The following is a 12746-nucleotide window of genomic DNA, read 5'->3' as shown; positions in this document are numbered from 1 at the left end:
GTGATCTGACACCGTTGACAGCGGTCGTCCCCGTCGCGCAGGGTGCTGGTCCGGACATCAGGGGTCCGGACATCAGGGGTGGGGACGTGGAACTGCAGCAGTACGCGGAGCGGTGCTCGGAGCTGTTCGCGGCGGGCGGCCATGCGGCCGTGCGACGCACGGCGCTGGCGGGACTCGACGACGTGGGGCCTTCCGCGGTGCTCTATGGCTGCCTCGGTCAGGCGCACGCGGCCGAGGACGAGGACGACCACGACGCCGAGGCGGAGAGCGCGTACCGCAAGGGCCTCGCCCTGGCTCCGGACGACCTCGGACTGCTCACCTGTTACCTCGAACTCTGCCTGCGCGCCGACTCCTTCGCATACCCGGGCCGCGCGAAGCGTGCTGTCGAGCTGCGGGCCCGCATCGACGAACTGGCTCCGCCCGGGTCGCCGTCCCGCGCACGGGTGGACTCGGCACTCGGCTGGGCCGGCCGCGGCTACTGGGACGACTTCCGGGTCGCCGCCGGCCAGGGGGCGGCCCGACGGGCCGAATCCGCCGAGTTGAGCGAGCAGGTCACGGACGCGCTGCGGCGCGGCGGTGACGGCGTGGATCCGGCGGCGGCAGGCGGGGACGACCTGCGCGCCGCCGAACTCGCGGCTGCCGTCGAACTGTTGCAGGGCCGGCGCAACGCGCCCCTGCGCTTCCTCCTGGCCCACCGCACCATCGCGTACGTGGTGACCTGCGTGCTGGCCGTCGCGACGAACAATCTGCTGGTCGCGACCGGAGTGGTCACGTTCAGCCTCTGGGGTTGGGCCCTGTGGATCCCGCTGCTCGCGGCCGAGGCCAAGTTGCGCTCGGCGCGCACGCTTGCGCGGCAGCGTGTCCTCGCGAGCATCGAGGAACGCCATGCACAGGAGGCCGCGGCGCCGCAGTCGGGATGAGGCAGGCGCCGTAAGAACCCGGGCAGCGAGTGCGCCTGCCGCATCTCATCGCCCCGGCGGATCCCCGTCCGCCCGCGAGGCCCCGCCCGTCAGAACGTACGGTCCAACAGCGCGAGCAGCGCCTCCCAATGACGTTCGTCGGCCGCGCTGTCGTACGCGGCGGTGTCGGCCTGGGTGAAGCCGTGGTGTGCGCCGGTGTAGACCTCGCTGCGGTGACGGACGCCCGCCGCGGTGAGCGCCTCGTCGAGGCGCTTGATCTGCTCTTCGGGCAGGGACGGATCCTGGTCCGCGTGGCCGAAGTACAGCTCCGCGGTGATGTGTTCGGCGACCAGGTGCGGGCTGTCGGGGGTATCCGTGGCCAGGCGTCCGCCGTGGAAGCCGGCGGCGGCCGCGACACGGTCCGGGTAGGTGCCCGCGGTGAGGACGGCCAGACGGGCTCCCAGGCAGTAACCGGTGAGCGCGACGGGACCGTTGGCGGTGAACGGGCAGGCCGCCAGCCAGTCCAGGTAGGCGGCGGCGTCACGCATCGCCAGGTCGGGTGTCAGCTCCCGGATGATCGGGCCGATGCTCTCGAAGATCTCGGGGCGGGCCGCCGGGTCGATGAACTCGGGCAGCTCCACGACGGGCGCGCGCCCGTGGCGGTAGAAGACGTTCGGCGCCAGGACGGTGTAACCGGCCGCCGCGAGGCGGTCGGCCATCGACCTGAGATGGGGACGCAGACCGAAGGCGTCCATGTAGAGCAGCACCGCGGGACGGGGAACACCGTCGCCGGGATGGACCAGGTAGGCGTCCGCGGTGCCGTCCTGGGTGGGGATGTCAACGGATGTGCCCTGTACGGCGGTCATGACCTCTGCTGCCTCTCCACGTGCACGGAATCTCGTCGAGGTCCACGTCCCCCTGCGTGACCATCGAGATCATGGTCACACGCGGCGCCTCAGCTGCCGGAGCCGGCCTCGCTGTCACGACAGACCGGCGCCCCGCCCATTTCGCCCTCGGCGGCCTTCGGCACGCGCCCGTAACCCGGTGGTCGCACGAGGGGCGAGCCCACAGGAGCCGGCCTCCCCTCTCCGTCGTCGCCCCGGCGCCGGGACCTCTCTTGATAAGCGGTGCTGATCAAGCGATAGAAACAAAGGGACTGTCGAGAGTTGTATACGGAATCCAGTATGGTGCGATGGTCATCATTACGCGCTCCGGCACGCCGCGCGCCCCCCACGTGATGCGTACCGCCGCCGCTCGGCCGTCTGCGCTGAGACACCTGGGGCCGAACTGGTACGGGGCGGTGATGGGGACGGCGATCGTCGCGAGCGCGGGAGCGACGCTGCCCCGGGTCCCGGGCCTGCGGACGGCCCTGACGGTGGTGTGGGCCCTGTCGGCGGTGATGCTCGCCGCCGTGGTCACCGCCCGGGTGGCGCACTGGGTGCACCACCGCGACCAGGTGCGCGCCCATCTCCTCGACCCCGGCGTGGCGCCCTATTACGGGTGTTTCCCGATGGCCTTGCTGTCGGTCGGCGGCGCGACGCTCGCCGTGGGCCGCGATGTCCTCGGCGAGCACACCGCTGTCGTGGTGGACGCGGTGCTCTTCAGTGCCGGCACGGCGATCGGTCTGACCGTCACCACGACGATTCTGTATCTGATGCTCGTACGGCACCGGCTGGGGCCGGCCGACGCCTCGCCGGCCTGGGTGCTGACCGTGATCCCGCCCATGGTCGCGTCGGCGGTCGGCCCCGCGCTGGTTCCGTATCTGCCCGCGGGCCAGCCGCGCGAGGCACTCCTGCTCGGCTGCTACGCGATGTTCGGCCTGAGCCTGCTCGCCACCCTCACGCTGCTGCCGCTGGTCTTCGGCCGGCTGATGCTGCACGGTCTGCTGCCGCTCGCTCTGACACCGGCGGTCTTCATCGTGCTGGGCCCGCTGGGCCAGTCGACCACGGCGGTGGGCCAGCTCGCGGACGTGGCGCACACAGCCGTCGGCCATTCCTACACACGCGCCCTCAGCGCCTTCGCGGTGGTGTACGGCGTACCGGTGATGGGGTTCGCGCTGCTGTGGCTGGCCCTGTCCGTGCTGCTTGCCGTGCGGGCGCTGCGACGCGGGATGCCGTTCTCGATGTCGTGGTGGGCGTTCACGTTCCCCATCGGCACCTGCGTGACGGCCACGGCCGGGCTGGCCCGGCACACCGGCCTGGACGCCTTCCAGTGGCTCGCGGTGGGCCTGTTCACGCTGCTCGTCCTGCTCTGGGCGGTCACCTGGTCGGGCACGCTGCGCGGGCTGATCTCCGGAGCTCTGCTGACGGACCCTGCCGCGGCACAGAGGGCGTGACCACGGCCGCCTCCGTACGTGCCGTAGCGCCCCGTCGCCGACGGGGCGCTACGGCCTTTCCGTGTCCGGTGGGCCCTATTCGACCTTGGCCCAGTCGAGCGTGCGCTCGACCGCCTTCTTCCAGCCCGCGTATCCCTCCGCGCGCTGGTCCTCGGACCACTGCGGCTCCCAGCGCTTGGACTCCTGCCAGTGGGTGCGCAGTTCGTCGGTGTCCCGCCAGAAGCCGGTGGCCAGACCCGCCGCATAGGCGGCACCGAGCGCGGTGGTCTCGGCGACGACCGGGCGGCTGACCGGTACGCCGAGGACGTCGGCCTGGATCTGCATGCACAGGTCGTTGGCCGTCACGCCGCCGTCCACCTTGAGGACGTCGAGGTGGACTCCGGAGTCCTGCTCCATGGCCTCGACGACGTCACGGCTCTGATAGCAGATCGCTTCCAGAGTCGCCCGGGCCAGATGGCCGTTGTCGTTGTACCGCGCGAGGCCCACGATCGCGCCGCGGGCGTCGGAGCGCCAGTACGGGGCGAACAGGCCCGAGAACGCGGGGACGAAGTACATACCGCCGTTGTCCTCGACGGTACGGGCGAGTTGCTCGCTCTCGGCCGCGTCGCTGATGATCTTCATCTGGTCGCGCAGCCACTGCACCGCGGATCCGGTGACCGCGATGGAGCCCTCCAGGGCGTAGATCGCCGGGCTGTCCCCGAACTGGTACGCCACGGTGGTGAGGAGCCCGTGCTGCGAACGGACGAGCTCCGTACCGGTGTTGAGCACCAGGAAGTTGCCGGTGCCGTAGGTGTTCTTGGCCTCGCCCGGCGCGTAGCAGACCTGGCCCACGGTGGCCGCCTGCTGGTCGCCGAGCACGCCGGTGATGGGAATGGCGGCGCGCAGCGGCCGGGAGGTGCGCGTGACGCCGAACGCCTCCCGGTGGGACGAGGGGTTGATCTTGGGCAGCATGGCCCGGGGGATGTTGAAGAACCCCAGCAACTCGTCGTCCCAGTCGAGGGTCTCCAGGTCCATCAGCATGGTCCGGCTGGCGTTGGTCACGTCGGTGGCGTGGATGCCGCCGTCAGGACCACCGGTCAGGTTCCACAGGACCCACGCGTCCGTGTTGCCGAATATCGCGTTTCCCTGCTCCGCCGCCTCGCGGACCCCGTCCACGTTCTCCAGGATCCACTGGATCTTGCCGCCGGAGAAGTACGTCGCCGGCGGCAGCCCCGCCTTGCGGCGGATGACGTCGCCCTGGCCCGACCGCTCCAGCGCCGCGGCGATGGAGTCGGTGCGGGTGTCCTGCCAGACGATGGCGTTGTAGTAGGGGCGACCGTTGCGCGGATCCCAGACCACGGTGGTCTCGCGCTGATTGGTGATGCCGATCGCCGCCAGGTCCTCCGGAGTGAGGTTCCCGTGCCGCAACGCGTTCTGCATCACCGAGTTGGTGCGCTCCCAGATCTCCACCGGGTCGTGTTCGACCCACCCGGATCGCGGAAGTATCTGGCCGTGCTCCAGCTGGTGCTTCGCCACCTCGTTGCCGGCGTGGTCGAAGATCATGAATCGGGTGCTGGTGGTCCCTTGGTCCACCGCGCCCACGAAGTCCGCCATGGCGTGCCGCCTCTGTGTGAGTGTCAGCCCTCGGGGTCGGTCCCCCGGTCAGGCCTCGGGTGCCGGAACGCGTCCGGGGGGCTCCGGCTCCGCCGTCGGCAGGAACCGACCGATGAAGAACTTGTACAGTCCGGCGCCGAGCAGACCGCCGATCAGCGGACCGATGATCGGGACCCAGAAGTAGAAGTTCCCGTACTGATCTCGCCACGCTCCGCCGTACCCCGTGAAGAAGCTGGCCAGCCGGGGTCCGAAGTCACGTGCCGGGTTGATCGCGTATCCCGCGTTGGTGCCCCAGGCCATGCCGATGCCCACGACCACCAGACCGATGATGAATGGGGCCAGGTTGGCGCCGGGGGGTGTGTTGAGCAGGTCCGTGATGGCCAGGATCAGCAGCAGCAGGATGGCCGTGCCGATGATCTGGTCGCGCAGCGCGCCCCACTCGTGGACCGGCAGGTTCGGATTGCCGTTCGCGGGGAGCGTGGAGAACACGCCCTGCGTCTTGATGGTGTGGCCGGGGTCGGCCTTCGCCAGGGCTTCGGTGTAGTTCCAGCGCACGAGCAGCGCGGCCACGAAGGCACCGGCCGTCTGGGCCAGCGCGTAGGGCGCCACTTTGCTCCACGGGAACCCCTTGAACGCGGCCAGGGCCACGGTCACCGCGGGGTTGAGGTGGGCGCCGCTCAGCCGTGCCGCGACGTAGACACCGAGGGTGACGCCGAGGCCCCAGGCCCAGGCGATGCTGTCGTGGTTTCCGAGGCCGCCCGCCGGCGTCGTGAGCGCTCCGCCCGCGACGACTTGGGCCACCACACCGCAACCGAAGAGGATGAGAATCATGGTGCCGGCGAATTCGGCCGACAGCTCGCCGATCAACCCCGACCTTTTAAGTCGCTCAGCCATGGAAGCCCGCTTCCCGCCGGCCCAGGACCGGCCGTCGACTGCCCGAGTCCCTCCCGCATCAGGATAGGACGATCAAGGGCGAATCGCACCGGTTGGGATATTTATCTGCTTTTCACCTGGTCGGGGGCGGTGTCTTCGGCCGGCCGGAGGGGGCGAGACCGCTCCCCGGCCACCCCGACGAGGGGCGAAGGGGCCGGCGAACGGGACGTACGCTGGAACGGGCTCTCCACTCCCGCCACCGGATCCCCGGCGAAACGCCTCTCGCCGTCGTGACGCGGCGCGATCATGAGAAGAAGGGACCCGTCCGTGGTTGATCCTGTGAGGCCCACGGTGGCCGCCGACCGTGCGAAGACGTCCGCCGGAGCCGAGCTGCTCGCCGGTCTGCGGGTGGACGAACAGCGGCCCGAGCAGCCCCTGTTGCTGAACGGCGAGGGCAAACCTCTCGACACGTGGCGGGAGAACTACCCGTACGAGAAGAAGCTCGGCCGCAAGCCGTACGAACGGCAGAAGCGCATCCTGCAGATCGAGCTGCTCAAGCTGCAGAAGTGGGTACGGGAGACCGGCCAGCGCGTCGTGGTGGTGTGCGAGGGACGGGACGCGGCGGGCAAGGGCGGCACCATCAAGCGCTTCACCGAGCGCCTGAACCCGCGCGGCGCCCGCGTCGTGGCTCTGGACAAGCCCACCGAGCGGGAAGCGGGTCAGTGGTACTTCCAGCGCTACGTCGGGCATCTGCCCGCCCCCGGGGAGATCGTCTTCTTCGACCGGTCCTGGTACAACCGGGCCGGCGTGGAGCGGGTCATGGGCTTCTGCACCCCCGCCGAGTACCGGCACTTCTACGCTCAGGCGCCGGTCTTCGAGAAGATGCTCACCGACGACGGGATCGTGCTGGTCAAGTTCTGGTTCTCGGTCTCCCGGAGTGAGCAGCGCACCCGTTTCGCCATTCGCCAGGTGGATCCCGTACGGCAGTGGAAGCTGTCGCCGACCGACCTCGCCTCGCTCGACCTGTGGGACGCCTACACCGAGGCGAAGGTCGACATGTTCCGGGCCACGGACACGCCGTACGCGCCGTGGACCGTGGTGAAGAGCAACGACAAGCGTCGCGGCCGGCTGGAGGCGATGCGCCACCTCCTGCTGCGCTGCGACTACGCGGCCAGGGACGAGGAGACGATCGGAGTCGCCGATCCGCAGATCATCGGCTCCGCCAACACCCTTCTGGAGAGCGGCGAGGAACCCACGGACCTCTCCCCCACTCCCCTGTCGCCGCACACTGACGGGCCCGGCCGGCACCCCGACGAAACGGGCTGAGCCCAGGCTCACACTCCCCTGTGCTCACGGCCGTTCGGCCACCCCGCGGCGGGACCGGAAGGCCCTCTCGGTCGCGATCAAGGTCGGGGCGCTGAAGTCGTTGATCATGGGCAGATGGCAGAAGTGATCTTGCCAGCGCCCGTGAGAGGGGACCGACCGCCCATGGCCACACCCGTGCGCCGCATACGCCCGGCGACCCGCACGCATTCCTTCGATCTCCGCTCCACGGCGCTGCTCTTCGGGCTGCTCGCCGTCGTCATCGCCATGGCGGGCTTCGCCGGAAAGGTGGCCCTCGGTGTGGTCGAACAGCGCCCGGCGCTGGCCGTCGTACTCTGCCTGGTCGGTTTACCGGTCGCCGCCGCCCGTCGCCGCCGGCGCGGGTTCCCCGCAAGGACGGCCGCGCGCCGGGCAGTTGCCGCACTGGACGAGGCCACCGCCGTCCTGCCGGACATCGAGGAAGCCGCAGCCGGATACGAGGTGGTCGGCCAGGAGACGTCGGTTCAAGAAGCGGTCACCTACGAGGCCGTTGACTACGAGGCCGTTGACTACGACGCCCTGGACGCCGACGAGTTCGAGCAGGCGGTCGCCGAACTGTGCGAACGCGACGGCTGCTCGGACGTGGAAGTCGTCGGCGGAGCAGGTGACTTGGGCGCCGACGTGACGGCGACGACCGCGGACGGGCGCCGCATCGTCATCCAGTGCAAGCGGTACTGCGACACCAACAAGGTCGGCTCTCAGGACCTGCAGCGTTTCGGCGGTACGTGTTTCACCGTGCACGAGGCGCAGGTCGCCATCGTGGTCACGACCAGCGACTTCACCGCGCCCGCCGCCGAGTACGCCGAGCAGTGCGGGATCCTGTGCGTCGACCGGGAGGCCCTGCGGGCGTGGAGTGACGGCACGGGACCGGAGCCCTGGACCGGCCCGGCCTGCGGCGCGTGAGGCGGCGGGGAGCGGTTCCAGCCGTCCGCACCTGAAGCGAGGCGGCGGGCAGCGGGGCCTGCCGCCCGCACCTGAAGCGAGGCGCCACTCACCCTGCGTAACGAAAGCCGGGTTGCGCCTGGTCCTGTGCGGGTGCGGGCGTGCTGTCCGCGGAGCACGCTGGAAGCACGCCCGGATACGGGGCAACCGTGCGCCTCAGCACGCGCGGAGGGAGCTCGGAGGTGGTCCCCGTGGCGCACAGTGCCCATCCCGGCGGGCCGGTGGACGAGAGAGCGGCCTCCATGCTGGAGGCGCTGTTCACGCAGTCACCGATCGGGCTCCACCTGCTCGACACCGAGCTGCGGGTGGTACGGGTCAACACCGCCACCCCCGTGATGCGTGGTGTGCCTCCGGACGACCTGACCGGGCGCCCGGTCCGTGAGGTCTACGACGTCGTCGAGGGCGGCGACGTGGAGGCGCTGGTGCGTGCCGTGCTGGACAGCGGCGTCCCCCTCCTGCAGCACGTCATGCGGGTGCGGGTCCGAGGGGTCCCCCCGCAGGAGCGGCACTTCGAGATCAGCGCACTGCGCCTGGAGAGCCCGCGCCGGACGGTGCTCGGCGTGGCGGTCACCGCGATCGACGTCACCGAGCGGGAGCGGGCGCGGGCCCGCACCGAGGTCCTCGACGCCGTACGCCGGCACGTGGGACGCACCCTGGACCCGGCCGTCACCGGCGAGGAGCTCGTCGCGACCGTGGTCCCCGCGTTCGCTGACATCGCGATCGTGGAGGTGGTGGAAGCCGTGATCCGCGGCGACGATCCACCGCCGGCGCCGCTGTCGACCGGCACGCCCTTGATGCGCACCGCGTTCCGCAGCAGCCGTACGCGGTCACCGCAGGCCCATCCGGTGGGCGATGTCCGGCGCCTGCCGGCTCCGACCCCTTTCACCCAGGCCCTGACCGATCTGCAGCCCCGCGCGGTCACGCTCCGTCCGGACACTCCGTGGCTCTCCGTCGATCCGCCCCGTGCGGAAGCGATCCAGTCGGCACAGGCCCACTCCCTGCTGGTGGTTCCCCTGGCGCTGCGCGACACGGCCCTCGGCGTCGTGAGCCTGTATCGCGCCGGAGACTCGCCGCCCTTCGACGAGGACGACCGGGAACTCGCCGCCGAGCTGGCCACCCACACGGCGCTGTGCATCGACAACGCGCGACGCTACACGCGGGAGCACACCGTCGCCGCAACGGTCCAGCGCCACCTGCTGCCCCGCCGCCCGGTGACCCACCCGTCGCTGGAGACCGCCTACCTCTCCCTCACCGGTGCCGACCCCGGCGCCTGGTACGACACGATCGCCCTGTCCGGCGCCCGTACCGCTCTCGTCGTCGGCAAGGTGTCCGGAGGCGGCTTGAACGCTGCCGCGACCATGGGGCAGCTGCGCACCGCCGTACGCTCGCTGTCCGCCTTCGATCTCGCCCCCGACGAGCTCCTCGCCCGGCTGCACGACACGGCGGGGCAGCTCGCCGCCGAACGGTCGCACCTCGCGCTCGGCGATCCGCTGCGCCGCGAGGCGCTCACCGCCGACTGCGTGTACGCGGTGCACGATCCCCTCACGGGCCGCTGCGCGATGGCGGCGGCCGGTCAGCTGGCTCCCGTCGTCGTACGTCCCGACCGCAGCGTCTCCGTCCCCGGCGCACCCGGCGGGCCGCAGCTCGGTACGACGGAGGGCGCGCCCTTCGCCGCCGTCGACGTCGAGGTACCCGACGGCAGCGTTCTGGTGTTCACCAGCGATCCCGCTCTCACGGAGTATCTCGCGGCACCCGCGGGGCCGTTGTCGTCGGCGCCGGAGTACCGCGAGCGCCCGTTGCAGGAGCTCTGCGACACGCTCGTCTACGCGCTTCCCGCCGGGCTGGGCCCCGGCGATGCCGCGGTGATCGTCGCCCGCACCCGGTCCTTTCCCGCGGACCGGTTCGCCGTGTGGCCGCTGGACGCCGATCCCGCGGCCGTGGCCGTCGCCCGACGCCGTACCCGCGAGCAGCTCGACGCGTGGGCCGTGGACGACGAGACGGCCTTCAACACCCAGCTCATCGTCAGCGAACTCGTCACCAACGCGGTCAAGTACGGCAGCCCGCCGCTCCAGCTGCGGCTGATCCATGACCGCACCCTGACCTGCGAGGTGCGGGACGCCGGCGCGGCGGCGCCGCATGTCCGCCACGCCGGGACGGTCGACGAGGGCGGGCGGGGTCTGTTCATCGCCGCCCAGCTGGCCCAGGCGTGGGGCACCCGCTACACCGCGCCGGGCAAGACCATCTGGACCGAACAGTCCCTGACCGGCGCCGCCGACGCCGACGTGTGACCGAAGCGTGCCGGCCGTCGAGCGTCTCCCGTGCCGTCAGAGGTCCAGCCGGTACGGGACGACGCAGACGACGACGTCCGTACGGGCCCTCAGTGCGGCGGCCAGCAGGAGGCCCCGCTGGTTCTGCAGGATCTGGTACCTGCGGTGCAGCGGTTCGACCTCGGGGATGAGGACGGCGATCTGCCGCCCGTCCTGTGCCGACCGCAGGACGTACTCGACGATCGGCTGCACCAGCGAGCGTTGCGGGCTGTCGATGACGTCGAGCCGTACACCGGGGTTCCAGCGTTCCCAACTCGCCTCCAGGGAGCGGGCCTTGACCGGATCGGCATGGACGGCGACCGCGACGACGTCACGGCCGAGGGAGCGGGCCGCCGTCAGCGCGTGATGCGTGGGCTTGCTGACCTCGCCCACCGGCACGATGACGAGCGAGTCGGTGACGCGCAGGGGCGGGGGGACCTCGCCGAGCCCGAGTTCCAGGCCGGCCGCCGTGTAGTAGCGCTCGATGCGGGCGAACAGCAGCATCAGCAGCGGGACCGCGAGCACGACGACCCACGCCCCGGCCATGAACTTGGTGGTCAGCAGGACGCAGCCCGCCACGGTGGTGAGCACCGCGCCGAGTCCGTTCAGCAGAGCACGCCGCAGCCATCCGGCCGGCCGCTCCTTCGCCCAGTGCCGCACGAGGCCGACCTGGCTGATGGTGAACCCGATGAACACGCCGATCGCGAACAGCGGCAGCATGCGGTGCGTGTCGGCGTTCACGGCGATGAGCAGCAGCGCGGCGAGCAGGGCGAGCGCGGTCACACCCCAGCGGTAGACGGGCCGTTCCGCACGCAGGCCGAAGAGATGCGGCAGGCGGTGATCCTTGGCCAGCAGGCTCATCAGGACCGGGAGGCCGCCAAAGCTGGTGTTGGCGGCGAGGGCCAGGGCCAGGGTGACCACCAGATTGGTCGCGTAGTACGCCCAGCCCGTGCCGTACGAGCCCGCTGTCAGCTGCGCCAGTACCGTCACGCCGCCGCGTGGCGCGACATGGTCACGCCGGATCAGCACAGCCATCCCGATCAGCATCAGGCCGAGCAGCGCGCCCAGCATCAGTTCGGTGCGCTGGGCCCGCTTGACCCGCGGTACGCGGAACACCGGTACGCCGTTGGCGATGGCCTCCACGCCGGTCAGCGCGGAGCAGCCCGCGGAGAACGCCTTGAGGAGCAGGAAGACGCCCAACGCCTCGGTCGCGTGGACGGGTTGGGTGGTCCCGACAACGGCCACGGGGTGGGAGCGCAGCAGCCCCAGGACGACGATGCCGAAGATGGACGCGATGAACAGCAGGGTGGGCAGCATCAGCACCCGGGCGCTGTCCGCCACGCCCCGCAGGTTCACGGCGGTCAGCAGGGCCAGTCCGACGAGACACACCTCGAGGAGATGGGAGCCGAGCGAGGGGAAGGCGGAGGCGAGACTGGCGGCTCCCGCCGCCAGGCTGACGGCCACCGTGAGGACGTAGTCGACGACGAGGCTGGCCGCCGCGAGCAGGCTCACCCGGGGGCCGAGATCCTTCTTCGCCACCGCGTAGGCGCCTCCGCCGTCCGGGTGCACGGCGATCACCTGGCCGTACGACACGACGAGGACCGCCAGCAGCGCGGCGATGACCAGCGTCACCGGCAGGGTGGCGGTCAGCGCGCCCGTGCCCGCGGCGATCAGCACGAGGACGATCGCCTCGGGCCCGTACGCGACCGAGCTCAGCGCGTCCAAGGACAGCGCCGCGAGCCCTTCCAGGCTGGTCAGGTGGTGCCGGTCCCCCTCCCCGTGCCGTAGCGGAACTCTCGGCCGCAGTTCGCGGCGGGCCAGGCCGTACGCCATGGGGGACCTCGGGGTGCAGGGGGCGGGCGGAACGGTTCGAGGCCAGTGTGACCGGCCCCCCACCTGCCACGACGTCAAGGACGCGCCAGGGTTCCGCTTCTCGTCACCCTCGCGTGGCCCTGCCACGGCCTCGAGGCCGACTCCGCGGGCGCCTTCCCCCTACGTCGGCTGCTCCAGCCAGCGGCTGACGTCGACAACCGCGGTGACCCGCTCGTCCGGGTTCCGCAGCGCGTGCGCTGTCCGCGCCCCAGGTAGCCGTGACCACCGCGGTGCGAGCGCCCGCGGCCGCGTGCCGGGCGAGCACTCCGCCCGCCCACAGGGACTCGTCGTCGGGATGAGCGAAGACCGCGAGCAGGCTCGGCACGGGCATGGGCGGATCACCTTCCGGCCGGGGATGACGAATCTCAATGGTGCCCGCCGACGGGCCCGCCGTGGCCCCACTCCGCCGTGTCCAGGAGCCCGCCCGCCCCTCGAAATCCCTTCGCCCATCCCTGGTCAGGGCAGGAGAATCGGCCGGTGAAAGCCCAGGCACCCGCCGGGACGCCGGATGCCTCACATGGGGGGAGAGCGGACGGCGTGAGGTGCCCGATGCCGGGGGCACCC

The 12746-nt window shown here is 71.2% G+C and carries 9 protein-coding genes and 1 pseudogene; 5 read left to right on the top strand and 5 right to left on the bottom strand.

Annotation, left to right across the window (positions count from 1 at the left end; translation table 11 throughout):
• The first annotated feature begins 86 nt into the window (after positions 1-86).
• Positions 87-920, top strand: a complete 834-nt coding sequence (locus ACFVYF_RS24590) for a hypothetical protein (RefSeq protein ID WP_389458586.1) — start codon at positions 87-89, stop codon at positions 918-920.
• Between the two features lie 89 nt (positions 921-1009).
• Here ACFVYF_RS24590 and ACFVYF_RS24585 read toward each other — a convergent pair whose 3' ends face one another.
• Complete coding sequence (locus ACFVYF_RS24585) at positions 1010-1765, bottom strand: dienelactone hydrolase family protein (RefSeq protein ID WP_389458584.1); 756 nt, start codon at positions 1763-1765, stop codon at positions 1010-1012.
• A gap of 326 nt (positions 1766-2091) precedes the next feature.
• On the opposite strand from ACFVYF_RS24585, the gene ACFVYF_RS24580 reads away from it, so the two are divergent.
• Positions 2092-3234 carry a TDT family transporter gene (locus ACFVYF_RS24580; RefSeq protein WP_389458582.1) on the top strand — a complete coding sequence of 381 codons (1143 nt, stop codon included), beginning with the start codon at positions 2092-2094 and terminating at the stop codon, positions 3232-3234.
• A 75-nt stretch (positions 3235-3309) separates the two neighbouring features.
• Here the strand turns inward: ACFVYF_RS24580 and glpK are convergent, their stop codons facing one another.
• Positions 3310-4827 carry a glycerol kinase GlpK gene (gene glpK / locus ACFVYF_RS24575; protein ID WP_389458580.1) on the bottom strand — a complete coding sequence of 506 codons (1518 nt, stop codon included), beginning with the start codon at positions 4825-4827 and terminating at the stop codon, positions 3310-3312.
• Between the two features lie 48 nt (positions 4828-4875).
• The gene (locus tag ACFVYF_RS24570; RefSeq protein ID WP_389458578.1) at positions 4876-5721 is read right to left on the bottom strand and encodes an MIP/aquaporin family protein; all 846 of its coding nucleotides are present in this window, start codon (positions 5719-5721) and stop codon (positions 4876-4878) included.
• Between the two features lie 306 nt (positions 5722-6027).
• On the opposite strand from ACFVYF_RS24570, the gene ppk2 reads away from it, so the two are divergent.
• From ppk2 to ACFVYF_RS24555, 3 genes are all read left to right on the top strand, one after another.
• Entirely contained in the window at positions 6028-7026 is a 999-nt protein-coding gene (gene ppk2 / locus ACFVYF_RS24565) for a polyphosphate kinase 2 (protein ID WP_389458576.1), read from the top strand.
• A 162-nt stretch (positions 7027-7188) separates the two neighbouring features.
• Positions 7189-7965: a restriction endonuclease gene (locus ACFVYF_RS24560; protein WP_389458574.1), complete on the top strand. Its 777-nt coding sequence runs from the start codon at positions 7189-7191 to the stop codon at positions 7963-7965.
• Positions 7966-8195: 230 nt separating this feature from the next.
• Positions 8196-10292: a SpoIIE family protein phosphatase gene (locus ACFVYF_RS24555; RefSeq protein WP_389458573.1), complete on the top strand. Its 2097-nt coding sequence runs from the start codon at positions 8196-8198 to the stop codon at positions 10290-10292.
• A gap of 36 nt (positions 10293-10328) precedes the next feature.
• On the opposite strand, the gene ACFVYF_RS24550 is transcribed toward ACFVYF_RS24555, so the two are convergent.
• Together ACFVYF_RS24550 and ACFVYF_RS24545 are read right to left on the bottom strand one after the other, a co-directional pair.
• Entirely contained in the window at positions 10329-12143 is a 1815-nt protein-coding gene (locus tag ACFVYF_RS24550; RefSeq protein WP_389458571.1) for an APC family permease, read from the bottom strand.
• Between the two features lie 133 nt (positions 12144-12276).
• Positions 12277-12513, bottom strand: a pseudogene (locus ACFVYF_RS24545) (PIG-L deacetylase family protein); the annotation flags it as partial.
• Positions 12514-12746: the final 233 nt, after the last annotated feature.

Source organism: Streptomyces sp. NPDC058274 (assembly GCF_042881375.1).
Lineage (GTDB): Bacteria > Actinomycetota > Actinomycetes > Streptomycetales > Streptomycetaceae > Streptomyces.
This window is presented reverse-complemented; position numbering and strand designations above follow the sequence as displayed.

What these genes read in the sequence shown, in the direction of transcription:
- glpK (WP_389458580.1), bottom strand. Translation starts at nt 4,827, where the DNA reads ATGGCGGACTTCGTGGGCGCGGTGGACCAAGGGACCACCAGCACCCGA.
- ACFVYF_RS24580 (WP_389458582.1), top strand. Translation starts at nt 2,092, where the DNA reads ATGGTCATCATTACGCGCTCCGGCACGCCGCGCGCCCCCCACGTGATG.
- ACFVYF_RS24570 (WP_389458578.1), bottom strand. Translation starts at nt 5,721, where the DNA reads ATGGCTGAGCGACTTAAAAGGTCGGGGTTGATCGGCGAGCTGTCGGCC.
- ACFVYF_RS24585 (WP_389458584.1), bottom strand. Translation starts at nt 1,765, where the DNA reads ATGACCGCCGTACAGGGCACATCCGTTGACATCCCCACCCAGGACGGC.
- ACFVYF_RS24560 (WP_389458574.1), top strand. Translation starts at nt 7,189, where the DNA reads ATGGCCACACCCGTGCGCCGCATACGCCCGGCGACCCGCACGCATTCC.
- ACFVYF_RS24550 (WP_389458571.1), bottom strand. Translation starts at nt 12,143, where the DNA reads ATGGCGTACGGCCTGGCCCGCCGCGAACTGCGGCCGAGAGTTCCGCTA.